Below are 25,604 nucleotides of genomic sequence, written 5' to 3'. Positions count from 1 at the left end.
CGCAGGTCAGCGCGTGCCCATGCTCTCCTCCAGGTAGGCGAGGGCGCCCACGGGCTCCTCGGCGAAGAAGACGAGACCGGTCAGCGGCACGGGCAGGAAGCCCTCGTCCTCCATGCGCTGGAACTGCTCCTTCAGGCCGTCGTAGAACCCGGCCGAGTTGAGCAGGACCACCGGCTTCGTGTGCTTGCCGTGCTTCTTCAGTTCGAGGATCTCGGTGGCCTCGTCAAGCGTGCCGGTGCCACCGACCATGATCACGATGGCGTCGGACTTCTCCAGGAGCAGCGCCTTGCGCTCGGCGAGGTCACGCGCGATCACCATCTCGTCGGGCGCCGTCACGGTCCTGGCCTTGGCGGCGAGGAAGTCCACCGAGACGCCGACGAGCCCCCCGCCCGCCTCGTGCACACCGTCGGCGACGACCTTCATCAGGCCGCTCTCCGAACCGCCCCACACCAGGGTGTGGCCGCCCTTGCCGAGCAGTTCGGCGAACTCGCGCGCGGGGCGGGTGTAGCGCTCGGGGAGATCGGCCGCGGAGAGGAAGACGCAGATGTTCATGGCCTCACCGTACGATCCGGCACAGACTGGGTGGACCACGGCCGTTCACGGACGGCCGTCCACAGGCCGCCGTTCGCAGAAGGAGATCACGGTGACAGCAGGACACACGATCACCATCGAGCAGGGCACCGAGCAGGTGCGCGTGGTGCGGGACGGCCAGGTCGTGGCCGAGAGCAGCCGCCCGCTGCTCCTGCGCGAGACGGGCTACCCGGTGCGGTACTACCTCCCTCCGGAGGATGTACGCACCGACCTCCTGACCGCGTCGGACACGACGACGTACTGCCCGTTCAAGGGGACGGCGTCCTACTGGTCGCTGCCGGGCGCAGAAGACGGCAAGGACGGCAAGGACGCTGTGTGGGGGTACCCCGAGCCGAAGGACGCGGTGGCGCGGATCAAGGACCACTTCTGCTTCTACGACGTGGAAGCAGCCGGGTGATGCCCGGCTGGGCCTAGACCGCCGCCGTCGCCCTCTCCGTAGTCGCGATGGTCGCCGACCCCACCACACGCGTGCCGTCGTAGAGCACGATCGCCTGGCCGGGGGCCACGCCGCGTACCGGCTCGTCGAAGGTGACGCGCAGCTCCGAGCCGTCGACCAGCTCCGCGCGCACCGCCGTCTCGCCGCCGTGCGCACGCAGCTGCGCGGTGTACTCGCCGGGCCCGGTGGGGGCGGCGCCGCACCAGCGGGGCTTGATCGCCGTCAGGCCGGTGACGTCGAGGGCGGCCACGGGGCCGACCGTCACGGTGTTGTTCACCGGGGAGATGTCCAGGACGTAGCGCGGCTTGCCGTCGGGGGCCGGGGTGCCGATCCGCAGGCCCTTGCGCTGGCCGATGGTGTAGCCGAAGGCGCCCTCGTGGGTGCCCAGCTTGTTGCCGTCGGCGTCGACGATGTCGCCCTCCGCCTTGCCCAGGCGGTCCGCGAGGAAGCCCTGGGTGTCGCCGTCCGCGATGAAGCAGATGTCGTGGCTGTCCGGCTTCTTCGCGACGGCGAGGCCACGCTCCTCGGCCTCCGCGCGGATCTCCTCCTTGGTGGTGAGCGTGTCACCGAGGGGGAACATCGCGTGGGCGAGCTGGCGGTCGTCGAGTACCCCGAGGACGTAGCTCTGGTCCTTGGCCATGTCCGATGCGCGGTGCAGCTCGCGGGTGCCGTCCTCGTTCACGACGACCGTGGCGTAGTGGCCGGTGACGACCGCGTCGAAGCCGAGGGCGAGCGCCTTGTCCAGGAGCGCGGCGAACTTGATCTTCTCGTTGCAGCGCAGGCACGGGTTGGGGGTGCGCCCCGCCTCGTACTCGGCGATGAAGTCCTCGACCACGTCCTCGCGGAACCGCTCTGCCAGGTCCCAGACGTAGAACGGGATGCCGATGACGTCCGCGGCGCGGCGGGCGTCGCGGGAGTCCTCGATGGTGCAACAGCCTCGTGCGCCCGTGCGGAACGATTGCGGGTTCGCCGAGAGCGCCAGGTGCACTCCGGTCACGTCGTGCCCGGCTTCGGCGGCACGCGCGGCGGCGACGGCGGAGTCCACGCCGCCCGACATGGCGGCGAGCACGCGGAGGGGGCGGGGGTGCTGCGGGGTCCGGTTCTCAGTCATAGCTCTAACAGGGTACGGGCCCGCGGGAACCAGCCGCCCGTGAGTAAGCGTTGACGATCACATGGGGGAAGAACAGGACTCGACAGCGGAGCAGGGGCAGGGACGCCGGGGCGTCAACCGGCGGACGCTCCTGATCGGCGGCGCCGCGGCGGCCGTCGGCACGGCCGTGCTCGCGTCGGACGAGCTGGGGCGCCTGTGGTGGCGGATGCCCGGCGTGGTGAAGAAGCGCAAGGAGGGCGAGGTCGACGCCCGGGGCGCGCAGTGGATAGCCGCGTCCGACTACAACTGGCGCCGCGCGGACCGCCCCGACGACTACGGCATCGACATGGTCGTCATCCACGTCGTGCAGGGCGGGTACGCGACGGCACTGAAGGTGTTCAAGGACCCCGGGCACGGCGCGGCGGCCCATTACGTGGTGCGCAAGGACGGGCACGTCGCGCAGATGATCCGCGAGCTGGACGTGGCGTTCCACGCGGGGAACAAGAGCTACAACGAACGGAGCATCGGCATCGAGCACGAGGGCTTCGTCGACAAGAAGTCCTCGTTCACCGACGCGATGTACGAGTCGTCGGCGCGGCTGACGGCGGGCATCTGTGAGCGGTACGACATCCCGGTGGACCGCGAGCACATCATCGGGCACGTGGAGGTGCCGGGCACGGACCACACGGACCCCGGGCCGCACTGGGACTGGGACCGGTATCTGAAGCTCGTCAGAAAGGCCCGCGCGGCCCTCGACTGATTCCCGCTACCGAAGGTGCACCGGCAGCGACTCCACCCCGTACACGATGGACAGCTTGCGGAAGGCGAGTTCCTCGGGGGCGACCGCCAGCCGCATCTCGGGGAAGCGCCTGACCAGGGCCGGGTAGGCGGCGCGCAGCTCCATGCGAGCCAGTTCGGCGCCGATGCAGCGGTGGATGCCGTACCCGAAGGCGAGGTGGCCCGAGGCCTTGCGGTGCGGGTCGAAGCCGCCGCCGTCGGGGGTGTACTTGGCGTCGCGGTTGCCGCCGCTCAGGGAGCACAGGACGAGGTCGCCCTTGGGGATGCGCACGCCGGCCACCTCGATGTCCTCGCGGGCGAACCGCGGGAAGGCCACCTGCACGACGGTGAGGTAGCGCAGCGCCTCCTCGACGAAGGGTGCGGCGGCCCCGTCGTCCTCGCGCAGCCGCGCCGCGGTCTCCGGGTGCTGCAGGAGGAGCAGGGAGCCGAGGGCCACCATGCTGGCGGTCGTCTCGAAGCCGCCGGTGAGGACGCCGTCGGCGAGTCCGGCGAGCTCCTCGTCGTCGACCGTGTCGCCGTGCTCCTTCACGATCATGCCGAGCAGTCCGTCGCCCGGGTTCTCGCGCTGCTTCTTGACGACGTCCCGGAAGTAGGAGAGCGAGGCGGATATCGCGCCGAAGGGAGCGGTCGCGCCGCCGAAGAGGTCGAAGCGCTCCATGGCCAGCTGCTGGAAGTCGTGGCGGTCCTCGTAGGGCACGCCGAGCAGCTCGCAGATCGTCAGGGAGGGGATCGGCAGCGCGAAGGCCTGGACGAGGTCGACGGGCCCTTGCGCGCCCTCGGCCTCCATCGCGTCGAGCCGCTCCTCGACGATGGCCTCGATCCGGGGCGTGAGGCGGCGCAGCCTGCGCATCGTGAACTCGGGCGTGAGGATCCGGCGCAGATGTGTGTGGACCGGGGGGTCGCTGAAGCCGAGGCCGCCGGGATGGTGGTCGTCGATCACTCCGGCGTTGCCCGCGAGGTTCATGAAGTCGTTGCTGAAGCCGTCGGTCGCGCCGAGGACCGCCTTCACCTCGTCATAGCCGGTGACCACCCAGGCGTCCATGCCGAACGGCAGCGGCACCTTGGATATCGGCTGCTCCGCCTGGTGCTCGGTGAGCCTGGCGACCGGGTCGAGCCCGTCGCGGCGCATCGGCGCGAGCAGGGGCTCGGGCAGCTTCGAGATCGTGGAGGCGCTGATCCCGTTCCGCTGGATACGGGAGAGGTACATGCGTCCGAGCCGCGCGGCGATGCGAGAGCGGAGGTTCGCCTTCAATGTGAACTCCATGAGGGGGTTGTCGTGCAGCCCCGAACGCGCGGAGCGGACTCGCGAGCGGCAAGCATAGATCGGCCGACTGTGGGCCTCGTCGCCCGCTCCTGTGCCTGTCCGACCTATAGCGGCCGAAACCGGCATCAACTCAGGGGGAGGTCAGCCCAGTCCGGCGTTAGCCTCGTCACGTACTGCCGTAAAGCGGGCAGGTCTCAGCTCAGTCCCGCCGTCCGCGCCCGTTCCACCGCCGGTCCGATCGCCTGCGCCACCGCGGCCACGTCCGCCTTGGTCGAGGTGTGCCCGAGGGAGAAACGGAGCGTGCCGCGGGCCAGGTCGGGGTCGGTGCCGGTGGCGAGCAGGACGTGGCTCGGCTGGGCCACGCCCGCCGTGCAGGCCGAGCCGGTGGAGCACTCGATGCCCTGGGCGTCGAGCAGCAGCAGAAGGGAGTCACCCTCGCAGCCGGGGAAGGTGAAGTGCGCGTTCGCGGGCAGCCGGTCGACCGGGTCTCCGCCCAGGATCGCGCCGGGGACCTCCGCGCGCACCGCGGTGATCAGATCGTCCCGCAGGCCGCCGATCTCCCGGGCGAACCAGTCACGCTGTCCGGCGGCGTGCTTCCCGGCCACGGCGAACGCGGCGATCGCGGGCACGTCGAGCGTCCCGGAGCGCACATGACGCTCCTGCCCGCCGCCGTGCAGGACGGGCACGGGGCTGTACTCGCGGCCGAGGAGCAGCGCCCCGATGCCGTAGGGGCCGCCGATCTTGTGGCCTGACACGGTCATCGCGGCGAGCCCGGACGCGCCGAAGTCAACGGGCAGCTGACCGAAGGCCTGCACCGCGTCGGCGTGCAGCGGGATGTCGAACTCCCGCGCCACATCGGCCAGTTCACGGATCGGCTGGACGGTGCCGATCTCGTTGTTGGCCCACATGACGGTGGCGAGGGCGACGTCGTCGGGATTGCGCTCGATCGCCTCGCGCAACGTTTCGGGGTGCACGCGGCCGTACGCGTCGACGGGGAGGTACTCGACGGTGGCGCCTTCGTGCTCGCCGAGCCAGTGCACGGCGTCGAGGACGGCGTGGTGCTCGACGGGGCTGGCGAGGACGCGGGTCCGCGCGGGCGCTCCGTTTTTGGCATCACGCCGCGCCCAGTACAGGCCCTTCACGGCGAGGTTGTCGGCCTCGGTGCCGCCCGCGGTGAAGACGGTCTCGCTGGGGCGCGCGCCGAGCGACTCGGCGAGCGTCTCGCGGGCCTCCTCGACGGTGCGTCGAGCCCGGCGCCCCGCGGCGTGCAGTGAGGAGGCGTTGCCGGTGACGGCGAGCTGGGCGGTCATCGCCGCGATCGCCTCCGGAAGCATCGGAGTGGTCGCTGCGTGGTCGAGGTAGGCCATGGTGGGCACGATTCTACGAGCCTCGCCGTGCCCCGCGTCCAAGCGGTGTCAGCCCGCGAGACCCCAGGACACGGTGTTGTCCATGGACATCAGTACGGCGAGGACGACGAGATCGGCCACACCGAGCCCGAGTCCGAGCATCGCGCGGCCCTTTCGGCTGGTCCCGCGCATGAGCGCGATGCTCGCGAGGACGATCGCGATCGGACCGAGAAAGAGGTTCAGGACGAGCAGCCCGAGCAGGCCGAGGACGAACGAGGCGACGGCCATGCCGTCGGTGTCGCGCCGGCCGGTGGGGGCGGGGGCGGGGCCAGACGTGGCGGATGCGGCGGACGTGTTCGACGTGGCGGACGTGGTGGTCTCGGAGCGGGGGGCGGTGGTGGTGAGTCCCATGGTGCGTCTCCTTTCGGGGCCGTACGGATCAAGTGCGGATCAGGTCGGTTCCTGGTGCGGATCAGCTCCGATCCAGAGCGGATCAGGCGTGCCGCGCTCAGGACTGGTGGGACCGGCGGCGCGAGTGTCGCTCGCGGACCGCGAACACCATGAGCCAGACGCCGATCACGACGGCGGCCACGAGGCTGACGGGGAGCGGCGCGTGAGCGACGGAGCCCAGGGCGACACCGAGCAGCAGGAGGGCGGCTACGAGGAACAACATGGGATGCCTCTCGTCGGGGACTTCGGTGAACGCTTGTGGTAACAACTGTTCACTGACATAGAGAGTACCGCCTCTCCGGCTTTCCAATCCCGGAGAACAGTTGTTAACTGCATGGCATGAGTCACACTCTCGGCATCCGGCAGGCCCAGAAGCAGAAAACCCGGCAGGCACTCCTCGACGCGGCGCTCCAGCTGCTCGAGGAGCAGAGCCTGAGCAGCCTGGGACTGCGCGAGGTCACCCGTGCCGTCGGCGTGGCCCCCACCGCCTTCTACCGGCACTTCCGCGACATGGCCGACCTGGGTGTGGCCCTGGTCGAGGAGGCGCTGAGCAGCCTGCACACCACGCTCGTCGCGCTCCTCGCGGCGACCGGCGACGGCAGCCGGGACAGCGACGGCGAGGAACGCATCGCGGCCACGGTCGAGTTGATCGTCGCCTATGTGCGCACGCACCCCGCGCACGTCCGCTTCGTCGCGCGCGAGCAGCACGGCGGGGTGCAGGCCGTGCGGTCCGCGATAGGCGATCAACTCGCCCTGTTCGCCCAGGAGGTGAAGGCCCAGTTCGCCCTGGAGCCCGAGTCCGCGGGCTGGGACGAGGACGATCTCCTGATGCTGGCCAGGATGTACGTCGATCACATGGTGATGACGGCGTCCGCACTCCTCGAGGCGGCGCCCGGCACCGAGGAACGGGTGGCGGCCGGCGCGCGCAGGCAGCTGCGCCTGGTCTCGCTCGGGCGGCGCCACTGGCTGGACGAGCAGTGAAACGAGGCGTGGCACGGCTGTCGACCGCGAGCCTCGACACTGCGGTAAGGAGCTACTAGCCTTACGGTCATGACGACCGATCGCGACTGGACGCTCGACCAGACCTTCGCGGGACCGACCGGCGCCGTCCGCTGGACCGCCATCGGCCCCACGGACGCACCGCCCGTCGTCCTGGTCCACGGCACCCCTTTCTCCTCGTACGTCTGGCGGGGCGTGGCCCGCGCGCTCTCCCGCGAACACCGCGTGTACGCATGGGACCTGCCTGGCTACGGCGCCTCCGAGATGCGCTCCGGGCAGGACGTGTCGCTGGCCGCGCAGGCCCGCGTCCTCACCGAGCTCCTCACCCACTGGGGTCTCGACCGGCCTGCGGTCGTGGCCCACGACTTCGGCGGCTGCGTCGCCCTGCGCGCCCACCTCCTGCACGGCGCCCGCTATGAACGCCTCGCGGTCGTCGACCCGGTGGCCCTCGCCCCCTGGGGATCCCCCACCTACCGCCTGCTCGGCGCGAACGCCGACGTCTTCACCCAGCTGCCGCCCGCCCTGCACGAGGCGCTCGTGCGCGAGTACGTCAGCTCGGCGAGCCACCGCGGCCTGCACCCGGCGGTGCTCGACCGCCTCGTCGAGCCCTGGTGCACCGAGGAGGGCAGGCCCGCGTTCTACCGGCAGATCGAGCAGAACGACCAGCGGTACACCGATGAAGTCCAGGGACGCTACGGGGAGTTGGAGCTGCCCGTGCTCATCTGCTGGGGCACGGACGACACCTGGATCCCGGTGGAGCGTGGCCACGAGCTCGCCAAGCTGATCCCCGGCGCCGAGCTGCGGCTGATCGAGGGGGCGGGACACCTCGTACAGGAGGACGCGCCCGCCGAGCTCACCGGCGAGCTGAGCCGTTTCCTGCGTACAGGTCGCTGACGGCGGCGGCAGCGCCCGCCAGCTCGGCGCGGACCTCGGGCGGCGACAGGACCTCCACGCCGGCGGCGAACGGGAGCAGCGTGCGGGCGTCACCGACGTCGCCGAATCCGAGCCGGACAGTGATCCACTCGCTCTCCCCGTCGTCCTCGGGGGGCGCGCTCAGAAACTGCCCCTTGAGGCGCAGGAACTGGGCGAAACGGTCCCGCGCGACCCGCGCCGTCACGTCGACGCCGACCGGCCGGTCCTCGACCTGGCGCTTCAGCACACCCCAGACATCGGCGAGTTCGACGCCGGGCCTGCGCCGGACGGGCTGGTCCGCGAGGGTCGCGGCCTGCACACGGTCGGCGCGGAAGAGCCGCGGGGAGCCGTGCCGGTCGGCGACCAGATACCAGACGCCCGCCTTGGAGACGAGGCCGTACGGATCCACCGTGTAGGCGCTGGGCGACGCGTCACCGCTGTGCCGGTAGCGCAGCCGCAGCCGCCGGTCGCTGAAGACGGCGTCCTGCAGTACGTCGAGATCGACGGCGACCGGATCCGATCCGCGGGGCCCCGGCATCCAGCGCGCCGAGTCGACGAGGATGCGCCGGCTCGTCAGCTCGGCGGCGGGGCGGTGCGGTGCGGGCAGCGCCGCCATGACCTTGCGCAGCGCGGAGCCGAGCGCCTCGTCGAGCCCGAGCGCGGCGTGCGCGCCCTGCGCGGCCAGGATGAACAGCGCCCGTGACTCGTCCGCCGTGAGCCCCGTGACGTCCGTACGGAAGCCGGGCAGGAGCGCGATGCCGCCGTGCCGCCCGCGCTCCGCGTAGACCGGGACGCCGGAGGCGGAGAGCGCCTCGATGTCGCGGTAGATGGTGCGTACGGAGACTTCGAGCCGCTCGGCGAGTTCATGGGCGGGAACCTGCCCGCGGGTCTGGAGCAGCAGCAGGATCGAGAGCAGCCGGTCGGATTTCACCCGGTCAAGGATGGCCTGTCGGCCCTCTCCGGATCATGCTTATGATTCAGGCGTGTTCGATTCCCGGCACATCAGGTCATTCCATGAAGTGGTCCGGACCGGCTCCTACTCCGCCGCCGCCCGCTCACTCGGCTATACGCAGCCCGCGATCACCCAGCAGATGAAGGCGCTCGAACGGTCCGTCGGCACGGTCCTGTTCACCCGCGTCGGCCGCAGGATGCGGCTGACCGAGGCGGGCGAGGCGCTGTCCCGGCACGCGGGAATCATCCTCGGCAACATCGACGCCGCCCAGCAGCAGATGAACGCCATCACGGGCCTGCGCACCGGCCGCGTCCGCATCTGCGCCTTCCCCAGCGCCAACGCCACCCTCATCCCCGAGGCGCTGTCCCGGCTCGCGGCGAGCCACCCCGGGGTGCGGGTCGAACTCCAGGAGAACGAGCCGCCCGAGTCGCTGCAGCGCCTCGTCGACGGTGACTGCGATGTCACCCTGGCCTTCCACTATCCCGGTCTGCACGAGGACGTACCGGATGAAGTGGTGGAAATCCCGCTGATGGAGGACCAGTTGACGGTCCTCATGCCGTCCCGCCATCCGCTGGCCCGGCGCCGTTCCGTCCGGCTCGTCGACCTCGCGGGCGAGCGCTGGATCGCGGGCTGCCTGCGCTGCCGCGCCAACTTCCTGCACGAATGCGCGGAACAGGGCTTCGCGCCCGACATCGCCTTCACCACGGACGACAACCTCGTCATCCAGAGCCTGGTCGCCGAGGGCCTCGGGATCGCGATGATGCCGGGGCTCGTCCTCGACTTCCTGCGCCACCGTCAGGTGACGGGCCGGGCCCTCGACCCGGCGTCACGGCGCCAGGTCTCGGCGTACGCGCTGCGGGAGCATCTGCGGATTCCGGCGACGGCGCTGGTGCTCGACGAACTGAAGGCGGTCGCGGCGAACCGGGTGGGCTGCTGAGCCGGGCGGACCGGCCCCTCCGTCGTTTTCTCTGCCTTCTCTGACGCCTCCTCCCCCTCCATCCATAAGCAGAAGTTGGGGAGTGGCTTAGAAACTGTCGTTGGACGTGATGGATAGGCGGCAGGACGCTGCCCCTATGAGTACCTCTGCCACCGCGTACCGAGCGGCCCGCACCACCGGGCGTCTGGACACCCTCGTCTCCGGCATACGCGAGGCCGTCGGCCGGGGGCTTCCGCCGGACCTGACGGCGTACCTGGTCGGTGAACTGCTCGCGCCGCATCTGGGCGCCGCCGATCTGCTCACCGGCGAACAACGCTCCGGTGACCCCGAGCGCTACCGGCAGCACCTGCTGCACGCCGAGCACGACGGCAGCTTCTCGGTGGTCGGCATCGTCTGGCTGCCGGGCCAGCACACGCCGGTTCACGACCACGTCTCCTGGTGCGTCACCGGCGTCCACGAGGGCGCGGAGCACGAGCGGCGCTACCGCCTCGTCCCGGCGTCGGGCGACACCCCGGCGCGGCTCGCCGCCACGGAGGACCTGGTCAACCGGCAGGGCACGGTGTGCGGTTTCGCGCCGCCCGGCGACATCCACCGGGTCTGGAACGGCGGCACGCGGCGGGCGGTCTCGCTCCACGTGTACGGCGCGGACATCTCCCGCCTGGGCACCAGCGTGCGCCGGGTGTACGACCTGCCGGCCGACCGCTGATGGCGCTTCTGGGACAGCGTCAGCAGGTCACCCCGGTCACGCCTCCCGGACCTCGCCCGCTGCCGGGGCTCGGTCTTGCCGCGCTCGGCGTCGCGGCGGCCTGGACGACGCATGCCCTCATCCCGGCCGTACCGATGCTGACGGCTGCGGTGGTGCTCGGCCTCGCGGCGGCGCATGTGCCGGGTGTGCGCGCGGTCGTACGGGGTCCCGGGAAGGCGGGGCTCTCGCTCGCCGGGAAGCGGCTGATGCGGCTCGGCATCGTGCTGCTCGGCCTGAAGCTGAGCCTTGACGACGTCCTCGGCCTCGGCTGGGCGTCGGTGGTGATGGTGCTCGGAGTGGTGGCGGCGACGTTCTTCGGGACGTGGTGGCTCGGCCGCCGGATGGGGCTGCCCGGCGACCAGCCGCTCCTGATCGCCACCGGGTACTCGATATGCGGGGCGTCCGCGATCGGCGCGGTCAGTGAGGCCACCGAGAGCGAGGAACGGGACGCGGCGGTCTCGGTGGCGCTCGTGACGCTGTGCGGGACGCTTGCCATCGCCGTACTGCCCTTGCTGCAGGGGCCGTTGGCGCTGAGCGACGCGGAATTCGGCCGCTGGGCCGGGGCCAGTGTCCACGACGTGGGCCAGGTGGTGGCCACCGCGCAGACCGCTGGGGCGGGGGCGCTCGGGGATGCGGTTCTGGTGAAGCTGATGCGGGTGGCGATGCTTGCGCCGCTGGTGGCGGGGGTGGGTCTCTCGCTGCGGGCGCGTTCTGTGGCGCGCGGGGCGGGGAAACGGAGGCCGCCGGTTTTGCCGCTGTTCGTGGCGGGGTTTCTGGGGATGGTGGCGGTACGGAGCACGGGCTGGTTGCCGGGTTCCGCACTGGACCTGGCGGGCCACGCCCAGGAACTGCTGTTGGCCGCGGCATTGTTCGGCCTCGGCGCGGCGGTGGACCTGCCCTCGCTCACCCGAACGGGCGGGCGCGTGGCGGCGCTTGGGCTGTGTGCGTGGGTGGTGGTGGCGGGGGTTTCGTATGTGGGGGTGGTGGTGGTCGGGTAGGGATTTCCTTTTCCCCGACCCTTCCCGAAAACCGTCTGCGCCGGAGCGTCCTCAATCGCCGGACGGCTGAAAGATTCCCCCTGGCCGGGGAAATTTCAGCCCGTCCGGCGTTCGAGGACGAACTCGGCGGAGCCGGTGATGACAGCCACCAAGGCCCCTGCGCCGGCGGGTTCTCAGCCCAACCGCACCCGCGCCAGCTGCCGCGACTGGGCCACCAGGCGGTCCGCGGAGTCCCAGACCTCCGCGTCCTCCTCCAGGAAGCCTCCCGCGAGGTTCCGCGTGGTGATCGAGACGCGGAGAGGGCCCGGCGCGGGCTTCGCCCGGACATGCACCGTCAGCTCCACCGTCGGCACCCATCCGGAGATGCCCAGCTCGAAGGCGGTCGGCGGCAGCGCGTCCACCGCGAGCAGCAGCGACAGCGGATCCGCGTCCCGGCCGTCCGCGAGGCCGAACCAGGCGCGCATCTCCCCCTTGCCGGAGGGCTGGCCGAGGGCCCACCCCAGGGTGGAGGGGTCCAGCTTCAGGAAGAGCCGGTCACTGATCGCGGAGCTGCCGGGCACCGGCCGGTGGTCCGGAGCGTCCTGGGGGCCGAAGCACTGCTCGATCGGCGGCAGCGCGGGCGGCTTGGCCGTCGTACGGACGTCGTCGGGCAGCCCCGCCAGATCTCCGTACGAGGCGAGCACACGGATGCGTTCGACCTCGCGCCCCTCCTCGTCGTACTGGAAGAGCGAGGCCTGCCCGGTCGACAGGGTCCGCCCGGCACGTGCCGTGTCCGTGCGGATCACGGCGGGCCCGGGGTGGGACGCCGTCAGGTAGTGCGCGGAGACCGTGAAGGGGTCCGCGTGCGGCAGCGCGTCGGCGAGCGCGCGGCCGAGGACCGCGAGGAGATAGCCGCCGTTGACGGCGTTGATGATCGTCCAGCCCGCGGAGAGATCGATGTCGTAGACACCGGGCTCCCGCCGGGTGACCGCGGTGTCGCGATCGAACTCGCTGTCGCCGATGCTCGCGGGCACCGCTGCCGCTAGGGATGTTGCCTCTGCCATACCAGCAACGTACAACAAGTAATTACTGAGCGGTAGCTTTTTCTGCCGGACCGATGCTCCGACCCGCTGCCCGGTATCCCGGTACGCAGGCATCCCGTCCCGCTGTCCCGCTACCCCGCTTCCTCCACCTCGACCGCGGTGGACCGCCGGTGCCAGGCCCGGGGCGCCCGCCAGTGGTACCGCAGCGCGAGCAGCCGCAGGACGAAGGTCGTGATCACGGCGAGAGTGCTGGTGAAGGCGTTCACCATGTCGTAGTTGATGCAGAGCGCGACCATCGCGGATCCGACGATGGCGGGCACGGCGTACAGGTCACGGTCCCAGCGCACCAGCGAGGGCACCTCGTTGGCGATGATGTCGCGCAGCACACCACCGCCCACCGCGGTGGCGAGCCCAAGGGCCGCCGACGCGGTGAGGCCGAGGCCGTAGTCGTACGCCTTGGTCGTGCCGGTGACGCAGAAGAGGCCGAGGCCTGCCGCGTCGAAGACGTTCACCGCGAGCTGGGTGCGCTCCACCTCCGGGTGCAGGAAGAAGACCAGGGCGGCCGCGAACAGCGGCGTGATGAAGTAACCGAGGTCGACGAAGGCGGCGGGCGGCACCGCCCCGATGACCACGTCACGGAAGATCCCCCCGCCCAGCGCGGTGACCTCGGCGAGCACGACGATGCCGAAGACGTCGAAGTTCTTGCGTACGGCGAGCAGGGCGCCGGAGATCGCGAAAACGAAGATTCCGACGATGTCGAGCGCGTGCTGGACGGAGGGACTGAACAGATCCTGGATCACGCGACATTCTTACCTGCCCGCCGTCGCGGGCCTCACCAGGGCGGCACCGCGCGGCGGCAGCGCCGCGGGCGCCGCTACAGGGCGGGCTTGCCCTTCGTGAACAGCCACGTCTCGAACAGCGCGTCGAGCTGCTTTCCCGAGATCTTCTCGGCGAGCCGGATGAACTCGGCGGTCGTGGCGTTGCTGTAGCGCTGCTGCGCGGCCCAGGCGGGGAGCAGCTTGAAGAACGCCTTGTCGCCGATGCGCTCGCGCAGAACCTGGAGCGTCATCGCGCCGCGCTGGTAGACGGCGGAGGCGAACATCGTGTCGCGCTGCGGGTCGCCGACGGTGATCTGCCAGAAGGCCGAGTCGGCGGGGCGCGAGTTGTAGCCGGCGAGGAAGGCGTCACGGGCGGACTGGGTGCCCTTGTGCTCGCTCCACAGCCACTGGGAGTAGGTCGCGAAGCCTTCGTTGAGCCAGATGTCGTTCCACTTCGCGGGCGTCACGGAGTCGCCGAACCACTGGTGGGCGACCTCGTGCGCGATGGTCGACTCACTGCGGATCGCGGAGTAGACCGGCTTGGTCTGCGTCTCCAGGGAGAAGCCCGCCTGCGGCATGTCATCGACGATCGCGCCCGTCTCCTCGAAGGGGTAAGGACCGAAGATCTTCGACCAGTAGTCGGTGACCTCGGCCGTGACGCCGTACACGTCGACGTTGTTGCTGTTCTCGAGAACGGGGTCGATAGCGACGTAGATCGGGGTGCCCCCCGGGGTCCTGCCCTTCTTCACGTCGAACTTGCCGATGGTCGCGGTCGCGAGATACGTCGCCATGGGCTTGGACTCGCGCCAGTGGGCGACGGTCTGTCCGCCCTTGGTGTACGTGTCGACGAGCCGGCCGTTGGAGACCCCGGTCAGGCCCTTGGGCGCCTTGATGCGGATGTCGAAGGCGGCCTTGTCGGAGGGGTGGTCGCTGGAGGGGAACCACGTCGAGGCGGCGTTGGGCTCGCAGGCGACGAAGACGCCGTCGGTGGTCTTCATCCAGCCGTAGTCGGAGCCGAAGACGATGGGGCCGCTCAGCGGCTCGGGCACGCCGCCGTAGGTGACGGTAACGGTGAACGTCTTGTTCTTGCGCAGGCTGTCGCGCGGGCTGATGCGTATCTCGTCGCCGTTACGCGTGAACTTCGCGCGTCTGTCGTTCACCTCGATCTTCGTGACCTGCAGCTTCTGGAGGTCGAGGTCGAAGGAGGAGAGGTTCTGGGTGGCGCGCGCGGTGATCGTGGTGCGGCCGTCGAGGCGGTCGGTGTCGGGGTTGTACGCCACGTCGAGGCCGTAATGGCGTACGTCGAACCCGCCGTTGCCGAGCAGCGGAAAGTACGGGTCGCCGACGCCGGGCGAGCCGGGGTGCGGTGCGGGTGCGGCGGCGATCAAGCAGAAAGAGGCGGCGGCGGTGGCCAGTGCCCCCAGACGTGCCGAACGGGAGAGTGCCATGAGTCATCCCTTCGCGCGTGTTCCGATGAGACGGACACGCAGACTCTGCACTCTCCCGTATGGGCGTGTACATGACCTGGTGACTGATTTTTACCAAGTCATCAGGCGTTACTTGTCAGTTGACTCCTGACCCTTGGCTTCCGCTTCGGGGGCGTCCTTGTCGGGAGCACCCTTCGCGACGGTCTTCTTCGGGGCAGCGGCCTCCTCGGCCGTCTCCTCCGCCTTGCTCACCACCGACACCACGTCGATCGCCTCCTTGGCGACCTGCAGCAGCTTGGTGTCGCCCGGCTGCTGGTCCTCGGCGTTCTCCGGGTGGTGGCACGCCACCTGGTGACCGGAGGCGAGAGGGATCAGCGGCGGCTCGGTCTTCGCGCAGATCTCCGTCGCCTTCCAGCAGCGCGTGTGGAAACGGCAGCCGGTGGGCGGGTCGATCGGCGAGGGGACGTCACCGCGCAGCAGGATGCGCTCGCTCTTGGCGCCGCGCCGCCTGGGGTCGGGCACCGGCACCGCGGAGAGCAGCGCCTTGGTGTACGGGTGCATCGGCGTGGAGTAGAGGTCCTTGCGGTCCGCCAGCTCCACGATCTTGCCGAGGTACATCACCGCGATGCGGTCCGAGACGTGCCGGATGACCGAGAGGTCGTGCGCGATGATCACGTACGTGAGACCGAGCTCGTCCTGCAGGTCGTCCAGGAGGTTGACCACCTGCGCCTGGATGGACACGTCCAGGGCGGAGACGGGCTCGTCGGCCACGACCAGCTTCGGCCGCAGGGCGAGCGCACGCGCGATGCCGATGCGCTGGCGCTGACCGCCGGAGAACTCGTGCGGGTAGCGGTTGTAGTGCTCGGGGCTGAGCCCCACCCGCTCCAGCATCTCCTGCACGTGCTTCTTCAGGCCGCCCTCGGGCTTGACGCCCTGCAGCTTGAACGGCGCACCGACGATCGTGCCGATGGTGTGCCGTGGGTTCAGCGACGAGTACGGGTCCTGGAAGATCATCTGCACGTCGCGGCGCAGCGGCCGCATCTTGCCGGTGTTCAGGTGCGTGATGTCCACGCCCTCGAACTCCACGCGGCCCGCGGTCGGTTCGAGCAGACGGGTGATCAGGCGGCCCATCGTCGACTTGCCGCAGCCCGACTCGCCCACGACGCCCAGCGTCTCACCGGGACGCACGTCGAAGCTGAGCCCGTCGACGGCCTGGACGGCCGCCACCTGGCGCTTCAGCAGCCCCTTCTTGATGGGGAAGTGCTTCACCAGGCCTTCGACCTTGAGCAGCGGTTCGACCGAGCTCTTCGCCTGTGCCGGGATCGTCATCTCCTGGCCCTCCGCCTGGTCTTTCGTGTCGTCTTTCACAGGTTCGGCGCAATCTCTTCGGTCCAGATCCGGGTGCGCTCGTCCTGCGACATGTGGCAGGCGGTGAAGTGCCCGGGCTCGACCTCACGCAGGTCGGGGCGCTCACGGCGGGTGATCTGGTCCTTGGGGATGTCCGCGTACGGGCAGCGCGGGTTGAAGGCGCAGCCCGTAGGCAGGTTGATCAGGCTGGGCGGGGAGCCCTTCACCGGCACGAGACGGTCGGTCTGCTCACGGTCGATGCGCGGCATCGACCTCAACAGGCCCCAGGTGTAGGGGTGCTGGGGCTCGTAGAAGACCTTCTCCGCGGTGCCGCGCTCGACGCAGCGCCCGCCGTACATCACGAGCAGCTCGTCCGCCATCTCGGCGACCACGCCCAGGTCGTGCGTGATCATGATGACCGCGGAGCCGAACTCCTTCTGCAGATCGCGGATGAGGTCGAGGATCTGCGCCTGGACGGTGACGTCGAGGGCGGTCGTCGGCTCGTCCGCGATGAGCAGCTCGGGGTTGTTCACCAGGGCCATCGCGATCATCGCGCGCTGGCGCATGCCACCCGAGAACTCGTGCGGGTAGCTGTCGACGCGCTTGTCCGGCTGGGGGATGCCCACCCGGTCGAGCATCTCGACGGCACGCCTGCGGGCGACCTTCTTGTCCACCTTGTGGTGGACCCGGTACGCCTCGGTGATCTGCTGGCCGATGGAGTAGTACGGGTGCAGCGCGGACAGCGGATCCTGGAAGATCATCGCCATTTCGCGGCCGCGCAGCTTGCGCACCTCGTTCGGGTCCGCGCTGAGCAGCTCCGTGCCGTTCAGCCAGATCTCGCCGGAAAGACGCGGCTTGCGACTGCCGTACTGGCCGGCGGTGTGCAGGCCGAGGATGCCGAGCGAGGTGACCGACTTGCCGGAGCCGGACTCGCCGACGATGCCGAGGGTCTTGCCCTTCTCCAGCTTGAAGCTGAGCCCGTCGACGGACTTGACCAGGCCGTCGTCGGTCGGGAAGTGCACCTTGAGATCGCGTACTTCGAGGAAGGCGGTGGGAGCGACCGAGTCGGCTGTGACGTCGGTGGGTTCACCGACCGCCGCTCCGGTCTTGTGCAGTTCGGTCATCCCAGCCTCACTCGCGGGTCGATGACGGCGTACAGAAGGTCGACGACGAGGTTGGCCAGTGCGATCGCGAGCGACGCGCACAGGGTGACACCGAGGATCACCGGCAGGTCCTTGTTGCTGATGGCCTTGACCGCCTCCAGACCGAGCCCCGGCAGGTTGAACGTGGATTCGGTGAGGACGGCGCCGCCCATGAGCACACCGAGGTCCAGGCCGAAGACGGTGAGGATCGGCGTCATGGCGGAGCGCAGCGCGTGCCGCCTGATGACGACGGCCTCACCGAGGCCCTTGGCGCGCGCGGTGCGGATGTAGTCCTCGCCGAGGACTTCCAGCATGGTGGCGCGGGTGAGTCGCGCGTACATGGCGGCGTTGAGGAACGCGAGCACGATCCACGGCAGGATCAGGGTCTCAAACCAGATGTTGATCGGATCGTCCGTGGTGAGGGTGTCCTCGATCTCCACCCAGCCGAGGGTGTGGACGAAGAGCCCCATCGCGATCATGCCGGTGAAGAAGACCGGAAGCGAGACGCCACCGAGGGCGGTGATCATCGCGGAACGGTCCCAGATGGTGCCCCGCTTGAGTGCGGAGAGCACACCGGTGGCGACACCGGCGACCAGCCACAGCACACACGCGCCGGCGGCGAGCGCCGCGGTGACGGGCAGGGCGTCCTTGAGGGTCTCCCAGACGGGCGCCTCGGTACGGAAGGAGTATCCGAAGCAGGGGGCCGGGCAGTGGGTGACGTCGTTCCCGTTGGCGTAGTCACGCCCCATCGGGATGCCCTTGACGAAGTCCCAGAACTGGACGAGCAGAGGGTCGTCAAGACCCAGTTTGATCCGGATGCCCGCGAGCTGCTCGGCACCGGACGACTTCCCGGCGAAGAGGACGGCGATGTCCTGTCCCGCCCATTTGGGCAGCATGAAGAAGACGGTGAAGGTCGCGAGCAGTACGACCAGCACCATGATGACGACGGCGATCAGGCGCCGGATGAGATAAGCAAGCACTGTGCGCGGCCCGGCGGTGGCCGGAGCCCCCTCGTGAGGAGCTCCGGCCATCGCCCGGGGCCATCACCTGCCCTTCGGACTGGCGGGATTCGGCGGGTGGGACTGCCTTGCGGCGGGGACTACTTCTTGTCGTTCACACCGAGCGAGATGTAGTCGTAACGACCGCTGTACGCGGCGGACGAGTAGACGTTGGTCGCCCGCGAGGAACGCCAGGAGATGTTCTTCTCGTAGATGAAGGGCATCCAGTACGCCTTGTCGACGATCTCGTGGGCCAGATCGGTGTAGATCTCACCGGCCTTGTCGGGGTCGACCGTGCCGATCGCGTCGTCGAAGTACTTGTCGATCTTCGGCTCGTCGATCTGGGACTCGTTGTAGTTGCCGTTCTCAGCGATGAAGCGGCTGTCGAACAGCGGCTGGGCGTAGCCCTGGCCGGTCGGGAAGTCCGGACCCCAGCCCGCCATCGTCATGCCGATGCCGCGCTTCTTCACCACCGAGGGAGAGCCGGTGATGCTGGAGGAGTCGGCGCCGTCGATCTGGTCGACGTCGGCGTTGATGTTGACCTTCTTCAGCTGCTCCTGGAGCGCCGTGGCGGCGTCCACCTCGCCCGGCTGGTTGGTGCGCGCCGAGATCTTGGTCGAGAAGCCGCCCGGCTTGCCGCACTCCTTGAGCTGGGCCTTGGCCTTGGCGACGTCCGGCTTGCCCTTGCGCTCCTTGATGCCGTACGGGTCGTAGTCGTCGTGACCCTTGATCGACTTCGGGAAGACGTTGGTGGCGATCTCACCGGCGGCGAGCTCACCGCCACGGGTCTTCTGCAGGCTCGCGAAGTCCGTGGCGTAGAAGACGGCCTTACGGCAGGCCTCGTTGTCGAACGGCTTCGTCTTGGTCACCAGGGCGACGTAACGGACGAAGTCCGTCTGCATGTTGTCGACGTTGTCCTTGTGATCCTGAATGGCGGTGGTACGACCCGACTGGGTCATGCCCGTGCCATTCATGTCGATGTCGTAGTCGCCTTCCATCAGGCGCTTGTCGTTCTCTTCGAGGTTCGCCGAGATGGTGACCGAGATCTTGTCCGGCAGCGCGGGACGGACCGGGTCCGACGACTTCTTCCAGTTCTTGTTGCGGACGAGCGTGATGCTCTTGCCCGCGCTGTAGTTCTGGAACTTGTACGGGCCGGAGGAGAACGGGCGCTGGGTGTACTTGGCGCCGGTGTCCTCGGACTGCTTCACCGGGGTGCCCGACGGCATCGCGAGCATCTGCTCGAAGTCGCCGTTCTTCTTGGGCAGCTTGAAGATGATGGTGTTGTCGTCCGGCGTCTCGATCGCCTTCAGACCCAGCTTGTCCTTCGACTTGTCGTCGTAGGGGCCCTTGTACTCGCCCTTGGGGTCGAGCGTCGTCTTCAGGTACGAGGGACCACCGGTGATGACCTTGGTCGCCCAGATGCGCTCGATGCCGTACTTGATGTCCTTGGAGGTCAGCTTCGAGCCGTCCTCCCAGGTGAGACCGTCACGCAGCTTGTACGTGTAGGTCTTGCCGTCGTCGCTGATCTTCGCCGTGGACTCGGCGAGGTCGGGGACGAGCTTGTTGGACGCGGCGCCCGGCTTGGTGTCGTACGTGATCAGCGTGCGGGTGTAGTACCGCATGAAGTCCCACGTCATGCCGTAGTAGGCGCGCTGCGGGTCCGCCGAGTCCAGGTCCTGCTTGGCGATGAACTTGAGCGTTCCGCCCTTCTTCGTGGACTCGTTCGCGACCTTGCCGATGGCCGCGTTGTAGCCCGCGCCCTTGCTGTCGTCGTCGTCGCTGCCGCCGCCGCACGCCGTGGTGGTCACCAGCGCCGCCACGACGAGGGCCGCGCCTGCGGTCAACCGTCGTTTAGAGGAACCTGTGGGCATTTCTCGCATCCTCCGAGATTCGCGGTCCTAGGCTTTGACTGCCTTGAGAACCATGGGAAGAGCCACCTGACGCTGCGGCAGGGGCAAGCCAGTTGGAGCTGTTTAACGAGTTCCCTTGGGGTCCAGGGCGTCGCGCAGCCCATCACCGAAGAGGTTGAAGGCAAGCACGGTCACGAAGATCGCCAGGCCGGGGAAGACCATGAACATCGGATCGTGCTCGTACGTCGCGAGGGCGTCCCGGAGCATGCCGCCCCAGGAGGCCGTCGGCGGGCGTACACCTGCGCCGAGGAAGCTGAGTGCCGCTTCGGTGAGGATGTTGGTGGGGATCATGAGCGTCGCGTACACGGTGATCGGTGCGACCAGGTTCGGCAGCAACTCACGGAAGAGGATGTGCCGTTGGCCGCCGCCGAGGCTGCGGGCCGCCTCCACGTACTCGCGTTCGCGCAGGCTGAGGGTCTGGCCGCGGACGATGCGCCCGACGTAGGGCCAGCCGAAGAAGCCGATCACCAGGATCAGTACGGCGATGCGGACGCCGCTGCCGGTGAGGCCGAGCAGGTCGTCGGGGAGCACCGAGACCAGGGAGATCACGAAGAGCAGCTGCGGGAAGGCGAGCAGCACGTCCATGACACGGCTGATCGTCGCGTCGATCCAGCCGCCGAAGTAACCGGCGATGATGCCGAAGAAGGTGCCGAGCACCACGGCGACCACGGCGGCGAGGAACGCCACCAGGAGCGAGATGCGGGCTCCGTAGACGATGCGGCTGAAGACGTCGCGGCCCTTGTTCGGCTCCACCCCGAAGAGGAAGTCCCAACTCATGCCGCCGAACGCGCCCTTGGGCAGGTTCGTCAGGTCTTCCAGCTCTTCCTGATGGAACTCGTTGGGCGGGTGGCCCAGCAGGGAGACGATCAGGGGTGCGAAGACGGCGACAAAGACCAGGACGAGCACGGTGATGCCGCCGGCCAGAGCGACCTTGTCCCGCTTCAGGCGGTTCCAGGCAATCTGCTTGAGGGACCGCCCCTCGACCTTCTTCACCCCTGCATCAGCTGCGGGAGCGACGTCCGCTGTCGGGTCCGCGTCCGCAGGTGTGTCATGCAATGGTGCCGTCATCGTGGCAGGGACCCCTCTCAACCGGTGGTGACCGGCCCGCACTTGCCGCTGTAGCGACGTGATCAGTCCGTCGTACACAGGGGCGAAGCGCCCCTGGTGCGGGAGTCTTCATCGGTGTCGCGATCTGTTACCAGCCTTGACGGGGAAAGGATGCGCAACCGTGATGCTGATCGAGGTGTTCCGTTATCCGGACGCACGTGAACGAGGGGCGAACACGGGGCAGTTGGGTCGCAAGGTGCCACGGGAGCCCATAAACCCCCTCCGCCATCAGAACGGACATCTTGGCGGTCGGGGCAGGTATACGAGCCGCGGTGGCCGGTTCCCGGCCCTCCGGAGCGGGGCCGCGGCGCCGTTTCAGTACTGCGCGGGGTAGCCGTAACCGCCCGCGGGCGCCGGTGCGGGCTGGGCCTCGCGGTCGTAGAACGGGCGTGCGTTGGCGCGCAGCCACATGGCCACCGGGTCGTATCCGTCGGACATCGCGACCGTCGACACGGGCAGGCCGTCGGGGACCGCGGCGATCGACTGCTGCATCATCGTGCGCACCCCGTCGACCGACGCCGGCGAGGTGTCGTAGACGTCGAGGCCGATGGCCAGGTACGGGGCGCCGAGCGCGGGCTGCACCCAGGCGCGGCGCAGCGAGCGGACCGCGGGGGTGCGGTGGGCGTTCTGCGTGAGCAGGGCGTAGAACTGGGGGATCTCGATGGCCGGCTCGGTGAGTCTGAGCGGCCCCGCGGGCAGCAGGTCGAGGCCCGACGCGATGCGCCGCAGGTCGAGCCAGGGGATGCCGACGCCGCCACCGGGGGCGTGGGGGTTGAGCCAGAGGCCGTAGTGGTCGGGGAAGAGGGTGCGGGAGATGTCGAGACCGCCGACCACCTCGTACGAGCGGTTCCAGCCACTGGCGGAGAGCTCCTGGGCGGAGGTCACGCACGGCGCGTACCCGAGGCCCTCGACCTCCATGTTCCCGTACTGCGCGTCGGGGGATCCGGCCTGGCCGTGCCAGAGCAGCATCCACACCTGGTCGGCGGCGAGCGCCCGCAGGAGCGCCTCGTAGGCGTCGTAACGCCCCGGCGTCACCTGGCGCAGCATGTGCTCGACCTGCCCGGCCGCAGCCGTGCCCGACGCACTCACCCTTAACCGCCCCTTCGCGATGACCCGCTGACCCGGTGGAACTCCGGGTCATGAAACCAGCTTAAGCGGCGATCCTGACACCGACTTGACGTACGGCACCCTCACACACGTACCTGCACATGTCCTTACACATGTCCGTGCTCGTGTCCCGGAGTCCGGCCGAAGAAGGGACGGACCCGCTCGCGCATCCAGTCGGCGACCGGGTCCTGGGCCACGTCGAGCAGCACCAGGTTCACCGGCCAGGCCACCGGGGCCTGCCCCAGGGCACGGCCCACGGCCTCCATCGGGAGCTCGCGCGCGTTGCCCTCCCAGGAGGTCAGTTCGACGCCGACGAACAGCGAGGGGTCACCGCCCTCGACGCTCGCCAGGCAGCGGCGGGCGCTCAGGACGATCCCGGTGGCCTCGAACTCGCGCGCGGTGGCGGACAGGAAGTCCACCGGGTCCTCCTGCCAGTCCGGTTCGAAGAGGCGTACGCGGCCGCCGGTCGCGGGCCCGTCCAGCGGAGTGCGCCCGGCGCGGCAGAGCTCGGCGACGGCGGGCGGCGGCAGTGGCACACCGACCGTGCCGTCCGGGTTGACCGCGATACCGAGCTGCGGGGGCAGGCCGCGCGCGAACTCCACGGCGGGCGCCACCGTGCAGCCCATGCGCCCGCCGGTGGCCTGCTGGAACTGCTGCTCGGAGCTGAAGACGGGGACGTAGGCCTGGCCGTCGATCTCCAGCGTGGGCAGGTCGAGGGTGCCGCTGTCCGGTGCCCCGCCGTTCGGCAGCGGGACCCAGACGTGGCTGCGGCCGAGCACCTCGACGATGCGGGCCCCGGCGGACGCCCGGGGCGCGCCGGGAGTGCCCAGGGATGCCGCGAGCACCTCTTCGAGTTCGTTGCCCGGCCATCCTCCGTAGGGATGGGCGTGCGCCTGCGCCGGAATGTCCATCTCTTCTAACCCCTGATCGGTCCCGCTCTGCCTGCGGCACGACCCTAACGCGGCGGGCGGCTCAGCCCCCGAAGCCGATCCCCCGCAGCACCCCGGCCGCCGCCCGGTCGAGGAGCACCGCCGAGCCGCAGCCGCGCGGCAGGTCGCCGCGCTCGGCGGCGCCGACGAGCCGGCCTACCGTCCTGCGGTGCCGCGCGAACGCGTACCGCGACACGCCGCGCCCGCGCGCGAGCTGCCCCTCTATGGCGGTGTCCGGCGGCACGTCGAGCAGCAGCAGGTGCAGGGTCGTGCCGCGCCGCGCCGCCTCGCGGGCCAGCCAGCGGCGCACCCAGGTCTGGGTGCCGCAGTCGTGCACCACGATGCCCTCACCGGAGCGCAGGGCTCTGCGCAGGCCCGCGTAGTGCGCGATGCGGACCAGCGGGCGGTACACCGCGTACGGCAGCAGGCTCGGCATGCGCCCGGCCCAGCGGTCGCGGGTGTCCTGCGAGTCGATGCGCGGGCCCGCGACGGCCCTGCGCATCAGCGTGGACTTGCCGCTGCCCGGCAGACCGGAGACGACGATCAGGTCGCCCTCGCCGAACGTCAGTCGGTGCGGGCTGTGGCCCGTCCGCTGCCGCAGGTCGCGGACGACGGCCGCCGGCAGGGGGCCGCAGCTCTCCCTGGTGGGGGCGGCGGCCTGTTTGGGCAGGGCCACCCCCGTGTTGGTCGCGTAGACGCTCGTCCTGCGCACCGTGATCGGCCTCCCCTTAGCGGTCACGTACCTGCTTCCCGCAGCTTCCCCGGCAAGTGTAAAGAGAAGGTAATGCGGGACAACAGCATTACTGGACTGGCACTGCCCTGTGACGGAGGCGCGTGCAATGATGTGCGCGCAAACTCCATACAGGCCGTTTGAATCCGCGCGGGAGAGTTCCCGGTGGCCGTCGTAGGACGCACCGGGGCGCCGAAGGAGCAAGTCCCTCCCTTGAATCTCTCAGGCCCCGTACCGCGCGGGCGAGGCACATCTGAAAAGCGGGCCGCCTGTGCGGCTCCACCCAAGGTGCAAGTCATGACCCTCATACGTACGGGTCGTGGTGAACCTCTCAGGTTCCGATGACAGATGGGGAGGATCGACCTCGCCCGTCATGCCCCTGGGAGTTCCACGAATGAGCACTGCCCCCCGTCTGACCGCACTCGATGCCGTGCATCGTGCGCTCGGCGCGACCATGACCGACTTCGCGGGCTGGGACATGCCGCTGCGGTACGCGAGCGAGCGTGACGAGCACAACGCCGTGCGCACCAAGGCCGGTCTCTTCGACCTCTCCCACATGGGCGAGATCACGGTTTCCGGGCCCGAGGCCGTGGACCTCCTGAACTTCGCGCTCGTCGGCAACATCGGCTCCATCGGTGTCGGCCGCGCCCGCTACACGATGATCTGTGCCGAGGACGGCGGGATCCTGGACGACCTGATCGTCTACCGGCTCGGCGAGACCGAGGCCCCCGAGTACATGGTGGTCGCCAACGCCTCGAACGCACAGGTCGTGCTCGACGCGCTCACCGCCCGCGCCGAGGGCTTCGACGCCGAGGTCCGCGACGACCGCGACGCTTACGCGCTGCTCGCCGTCCAGGGCCCCGAGTCCCCCGCCATCCTGAAGTCCCTCACGGACGCCGACCTGGACGGCCTGAAGTACTACGCGGGGCTGCCCGGCACGGTCGCGGGCGTGCCCGCGCTCATCGCCCGCACGGGCTACACCGGCGAGGACGGCTTCGAGCTGTTCGTCGCCCCCGGTGACGCGGAGAAGCTGTGGGGCGCGCTGATGGAGGCGGGCACGCCCGTCGGCATGGTCCCGGCCGGCCTCTCCTGCCGCGACACGCTCCGCCTGGAGGCGGGCATGCCGCTGTACGGGCACGAGCTGACCGCGGAGCTGACGCCCTTCGACGCGGGCCTTGGCCGGGTCGTCAAGTTCGAGAAGACCTCGCAGTCCGACACCTTCGTGGGGCGCGCGGCGCTCGCGGCCGCCGCCGAGCGCGCCGAGGCCGCTCCCCCGCGCAAGCTGGTCGGTCTGGTCGCCGAGGGCCGCCGGGTCCCGCGCGCGGGCTTCTCGGTGGTCTCCGACGGCAAGGTCATCGGCGAGGTCACCTCGGGTGCCCCGTCCCCGACACTGGGCAAGCCGATCGCCATCGCGTACGTCGACGCGGCGCACGCCGCCCCCGGCACCGAGGGCGTGGGCGTGGACATCCGGGGCACGCACGAGCCGTACGAGGTCGTGGCGCTGCCGTTCTACAAGCGCCAGAAGTGACACCCCGCACAACAGCCTCGT

The 25,604-nt window shown here is 69.7% G+C and carries 26 protein-coding genes and 2 riboswitches; of the genes, 8 read left to right on the top strand and 18 right to left on the bottom strand.

All coding sequences use genetic code 11. From position 1 onward, the window contains the following. Positions 1–6: 6 nt before the first annotated feature. Positions 7–552: an LOG family protein gene (locus tag ACWGIH_RS37625; protein WP_453450126.1), complete on the bottom strand. Its 546-nt coding sequence runs from the start codon at positions 550–552 to the stop codon at positions 7–9. An 85-nt stretch (positions 553–637) separates the two neighbouring features. Between ACWGIH_RS37625 and ACWGIH_RS37620 the strand changes: the two genes are divergently transcribed. Then, positions 638–988 (top strand): DUF427 domain-containing protein, encoded by a 351-nt coding sequence (locus tag ACWGIH_RS37620; protein ID WP_453450179.1) that lies wholly within the window; start codon positions 638–640, stop codon positions 986–988. A 13-nt stretch (positions 989–1,001) separates the two neighbouring features. Here the strand turns inward: ACWGIH_RS37620 and mnmA are convergent, their stop codons facing one another. Further along, entirely contained in the window at positions 1,002–2,138 is a 1,137-nt protein-coding gene (gene mnmA, locus ACWGIH_RS37615; protein ID WP_453450127.1) for a tRNA 2-thiouridine(34) synthase MnmA, read from the bottom strand. Positions 2,139–2,199: 61 nt separating this feature from the next. On the opposite strand from mnmA, the gene ACWGIH_RS37610 reads away from it, so the two are divergent. After that, on the top strand, positions 2,200–2,877 hold the full coding sequence (locus ACWGIH_RS37610) for an N-acetylmuramoyl-L-alanine amidase (protein ID WP_453450128.1): 678 nt from the start codon (positions 2,200–2,202) through the stop codon (positions 2,875–2,877). Positions 2,878–2,883: 6 nt separating this feature from the next. Here ACWGIH_RS37610 and ACWGIH_RS37605 read toward each other — a convergent pair whose 3' ends face one another. The 4 genes from ACWGIH_RS37605 to ACWGIH_RS37590 form a co-directional block, all read right to left on the bottom strand. Then, complete coding sequence (locus tag ACWGIH_RS37605) at positions 2,884–4,179, bottom strand: cytochrome P450 (protein ID WP_453450129.1); 1,296 nt, start codon at positions 4,177–4,179, stop codon at positions 2,884–2,886. A 194-nt stretch (positions 4,180–4,373) separates the two neighbouring features. Then, positions 4,374–5,546, bottom strand: coding sequence for a cysteine desulfurase family protein (locus ACWGIH_RS37600; RefSeq protein ID WP_453450130.1), 1,173 nt, complete (start codon positions 5,544–5,546; stop codon positions 4,374–4,376). Between the two features lie 48 nt (positions 5,547–5,594). Further along, positions 5,595–5,936 (bottom strand): hypothetical protein, encoded by a 342-nt coding sequence (locus ACWGIH_RS37595; protein WP_453450131.1) that lies wholly within the window; start codon positions 5,934–5,936, stop codon positions 5,595–5,597. Between the two features lie 97 nt (positions 5,937–6,033). Then, positions 6,034–6,198, bottom strand: coding sequence for a hypothetical protein (locus tag ACWGIH_RS37590; protein ID WP_453450132.1), 165 nt, complete (start codon positions 6,196–6,198; stop codon positions 6,034–6,036). A 116-nt stretch (positions 6,199–6,314) separates the two neighbouring features. Here ACWGIH_RS37590 and ACWGIH_RS37585 point away from each other — a divergent pair, with 116 nt between their 5' ends. Together ACWGIH_RS37585 and ACWGIH_RS37580 are read left to right on the top strand one after the other, a co-directional pair. Beyond that, positions 6,315–6,956, top strand: coding sequence for a TetR family transcriptional regulator (locus tag ACWGIH_RS37585; RefSeq protein ID WP_453450133.1), 642 nt, complete (start codon positions 6,315–6,317; stop codon positions 6,954–6,956). Positions 6,957–7,025: 69 nt separating this feature from the next. Continuing rightward, positions 7,026–7,868, top strand: coding sequence for an alpha/beta fold hydrolase (locus tag ACWGIH_RS37580; RefSeq protein WP_453450134.1), 843 nt, complete (start codon positions 7,026–7,028; stop codon positions 7,866–7,868). Here ACWGIH_RS37580 and ACWGIH_RS37575 read toward each other — a convergent pair. Then, entirely contained in the window at positions 7,828–8,817 is a 990-nt protein-coding gene (locus tag ACWGIH_RS37575; RefSeq protein ID WP_453450135.1) for a helix-turn-helix transcriptional regulator, read from the bottom strand. The two genes, ACWGIH_RS37580 and ACWGIH_RS37575, sit on opposite strands and share 41 nt — an antisense overlap. Before the next feature lie 52 nt (positions 8,818–8,869). On the opposite strand from ACWGIH_RS37575, the gene ACWGIH_RS37570 reads away from it, so the two are divergent. From ACWGIH_RS37570 to ACWGIH_RS37560, 3 genes are all read left to right on the top strand, one after another. Next, the gene (locus tag ACWGIH_RS37570; RefSeq protein ID WP_453450136.1) at positions 8,870–9,775 is read left to right on the top strand and encodes a LysR substrate-binding domain-containing protein; all 906 of its coding nucleotides are present in this window, start codon (positions 8,870–8,872) and stop codon (positions 9,773–9,775) included. 136 nt (positions 9,776–9,911) lie between these two features. Further along, a complete protein-coding gene (locus tag ACWGIH_RS37565) occupies positions 9,912–10,481 on the top strand; it encodes a cysteine dioxygenase (RefSeq protein WP_453450137.1) in 570 nt (189 codons plus the stop codon). Further along, positions 10,481–11,518 carry a YeiH family protein gene (locus ACWGIH_RS37560; RefSeq protein WP_453450138.1) on the top strand — a complete coding sequence of 346 codons (1,038 nt, stop codon included), beginning with the start codon at positions 10,481–10,483 and terminating at the stop codon, positions 11,516–11,518. Before ACWGIH_RS37565 ends, ACWGIH_RS37560 begins: the two co-directional genes overlap by 1 nt. Positions 11,519–11,691: 173 nt before the next feature. On the opposite strand, the gene ACWGIH_RS37555 is transcribed toward ACWGIH_RS37560, so the two are convergent. The 11 genes from ACWGIH_RS37555 to ACWGIH_RS37505 form a co-directional block, all read right to left on the bottom strand. Continuing rightward, positions 11,692–12,561, bottom strand: coding sequence for a thioesterase family protein (locus ACWGIH_RS37555; protein WP_453450139.1), 870 nt, complete (start codon positions 12,559–12,561; stop codon positions 11,692–11,694). A 110-nt stretch (positions 12,562–12,671) separates the two neighbouring features. After that, on the bottom strand, positions 12,672–13,340 hold the full coding sequence (locus ACWGIH_RS37550; protein WP_453450140.1) for a trimeric intracellular cation channel family protein: 669 nt from the start codon (positions 13,338–13,340) through the stop codon (positions 12,672–12,674). Between the two features lie 74 nt (positions 13,341–13,414). Continuing rightward, positions 13,415–14,806, bottom strand: a complete 1,392-nt coding sequence (locus tag ACWGIH_RS37545) for a M1 family metallopeptidase (protein WP_453450141.1) — start codon at positions 14,804–14,806, stop codon at positions 13,415–13,417. 108 nt (positions 14,807–14,914) lie between these two features. Next, positions 14,915–16,114, bottom strand: coding sequence for an ABC transporter ATP-binding protein (locus ACWGIH_RS37540; protein WP_453450142.1), 1,200 nt, complete (start codon positions 16,112–16,114; stop codon positions 14,915–14,917). Between the two features lie 35 nt (positions 16,115–16,149). Beyond that, the gene (locus ACWGIH_RS37535) at positions 16,150–17,256 is read right to left on the bottom strand and encodes an ABC transporter ATP-binding protein (RefSeq protein ID WP_453450143.1); all 1,107 of its coding nucleotides are present in this window, start codon (positions 17,254–17,256) and stop codon (positions 16,150–16,152) included. After that, positions 17,253–18,254, bottom strand: coding sequence for an ABC transporter permease (locus tag ACWGIH_RS37530; protein WP_453450180.1), 1,002 nt, complete (start codon positions 18,252–18,254; stop codon positions 17,253–17,255). Before ACWGIH_RS37530 ends, ACWGIH_RS37535 begins: the two co-directional genes overlap by 4 nt. Before the next feature lie 119 nt (positions 18,255–18,373). Next, on the bottom strand, positions 18,374–20,143 hold the full coding sequence (locus tag ACWGIH_RS37525; protein ID WP_453450144.1) for an ABC transporter substrate-binding protein: 1,770 nt from the start codon (positions 20,141–20,143) through the stop codon (positions 18,374–18,376). A 102-nt stretch (positions 20,144–20,245) separates the two neighbouring features. After that, entirely contained in the window at positions 20,246–21,250 is a 1,005-nt protein-coding gene (locus ACWGIH_RS37520; protein ID WP_453450145.1) for an ABC transporter permease, read from the bottom strand. Positions 21,251–21,604: 354 nt separating this feature from the next. Continuing rightward, complete coding sequence (locus tag ACWGIH_RS37515) at positions 21,605–22,378, bottom strand: enhanced serine sensitivity protein SseB C-terminal domain-containing protein (RefSeq protein ID WP_453450146.1); 774 nt, start codon at positions 22,376–22,378, stop codon at positions 21,605–21,607. A 125-nt stretch (positions 22,379–22,503) separates the two neighbouring features. After that, on the bottom strand, positions 22,504–23,307 hold the full coding sequence (locus tag ACWGIH_RS37510; protein ID WP_453450147.1) for an enhanced serine sensitivity protein SseB: 804 nt from the start codon (positions 23,305–23,307) through the stop codon (positions 22,504–22,506). Between the two features lie 61 nt (positions 23,308–23,368). After that, positions 23,369–24,043 (bottom strand): AAA family ATPase, encoded by a 675-nt coding sequence (locus ACWGIH_RS37505; protein WP_453450181.1) that lies wholly within the window; start codon positions 24,041–24,043, stop codon positions 23,369–23,371. A 153-nt stretch (positions 24,044–24,196) separates the two neighbouring features. Next, a riboswitch (glycine riboswitch) is annotated at positions 24,197–24,302 on the top strand. Then, a riboswitch (glycine riboswitch) is annotated at positions 24,303–24,413 on the top strand. A gap of 36 nt (positions 24,414–24,449) precedes the next feature. Between ACWGIH_RS37505 and gcvT the strand changes: the two genes are divergently transcribed. Beyond that, positions 24,450–25,583, top strand: coding sequence for a glycine cleavage system aminomethyltransferase GcvT (gene gcvT / locus ACWGIH_RS37500; protein WP_453450148.1), 1,134 nt, complete (start codon positions 24,450–24,452; stop codon positions 25,581–25,583). Positions 25,584–25,604 lie beyond the last annotated feature (21 nt).

The sequence above is a fragment of the Streptomyces sp. NPDC054872 genome (assembly GCF_053610705.1).
This window is presented reverse-complemented; position numbering and strand designations above follow the sequence as displayed.

Excerpts from the sequence above, each read along its gene's own strand:
- ACWGIH_RS37625 (WP_453450126.1), bottom strand. The coding sequence starts at position 552 with ATGAACATCTGCGTCTTCCTCTCCGCGGCCGATCTCCCCGAGCGCTAC.
- mnmA (WP_453450127.1), bottom strand. The coding sequence starts at position 2,138 with ATGACTGAGAACCGGACCCCGCAGCACCCCCGCCCCCTCCGCGTGCTC.
- ACWGIH_RS37610 (WP_453450128.1), top strand. The coding sequence starts at position 2,200 with ATGGGGGAAGAACAGGACTCGACAGCGGAGCAGGGGCAGGGACGCCGG.
- ACWGIH_RS37605 (WP_453450129.1), bottom strand. The coding sequence starts at position 4,179 with ATGGAGTTCACATTGAAGGCGAACCTCCGCTCTCGCATCGCCGCGCGG.
- ACWGIH_RS37600 (WP_453450130.1), bottom strand. The coding sequence starts at position 5,546 with ATGGCCTACCTCGACCACGCAGCGACCACTCCGATGCTTCCGGAGGCG.
- ACWGIH_RS37595 (WP_453450131.1), bottom strand. The coding sequence starts at position 5,936 with ATGGGACTCACCACCACCGCCCCCCGCTCCGAGACCACCACGTCCGCC.
- ACWGIH_RS37590 (WP_453450132.1), bottom strand. The coding sequence starts at position 6,198 with ATGTTGTTCCTCGTAGCCGCCCTCCTGCTGCTCGGTGTCGCCCTGGGC.
- ACWGIH_RS37585 (WP_453450133.1), top strand. The coding sequence starts at position 6,315 with ATGAGTCACACTCTCGGCATCCGGCAGGCCCAGAAGCAGAAAACCCGG.
- ACWGIH_RS37580 (WP_453450134.1), top strand. The coding sequence starts at position 7,026 with ATGACGACCGATCGCGACTGGACGCTCGACCAGACCTTCGCGGGACCG.
- ACWGIH_RS37565 (WP_453450137.1), top strand. The coding sequence starts at position 9,912 with ATGAGTACCTCTGCCACCGCGTACCGAGCGGCCCGCACCACCGGGCGT.
- ACWGIH_RS37560 (WP_453450138.1), top strand. The coding sequence starts at position 10,481 with ATGGCGCTTCTGGGACAGCGTCAGCAGGTCACCCCGGTCACGCCTCCC.
- ACWGIH_RS37555 (WP_453450139.1), bottom strand. The coding sequence starts at position 12,561 with ATGGCAGAGGCAACATCCCTAGCGGCAGCGGTGCCCGCGAGCATCGGC.
- ACWGIH_RS37545 (WP_453450141.1), bottom strand. The coding sequence starts at position 14,806 with ATGGCACTCTCCCGTTCGGCACGTCTGGGGGCACTGGCCACCGCCGCC.
- ACWGIH_RS37540 (WP_453450142.1), bottom strand. The coding sequence starts at position 16,114 with ATGACGATCCCGGCACAGGCGAAGAGCTCGGTCGAACCGCTGCTCAAG.
- ACWGIH_RS37535 (WP_453450143.1), bottom strand. The coding sequence starts at position 17,256 with ATGACCGAACTGCACAAGACCGGAGCGGCGGTCGGTGAACCCACCGAC.
- ACWGIH_RS37525 (WP_453450144.1), bottom strand. The coding sequence starts at position 20,143 with ATGCCCACAGGTTCCTCTAAACGACGGTTGACCGCAGGCGCGGCCCTC.
- ACWGIH_RS37520 (WP_453450145.1), bottom strand. The coding sequence starts at position 21,250 with ATGACGGCACCATTGCATGACACACCTGCGGACGCGGACCCGACAGCG.
- ACWGIH_RS37510 (WP_453450147.1), bottom strand. The coding sequence starts at position 23,307 with ATGGACATTCCGGCGCAGGCGCACGCCCATCCCTACGGAGGATGGCCG.
- gcvT (WP_453450148.1), top strand. The coding sequence starts at position 24,450 with ATGAGCACTGCCCCCCGTCTGACCGCACTCGATGCCGTGCATCGTGCG.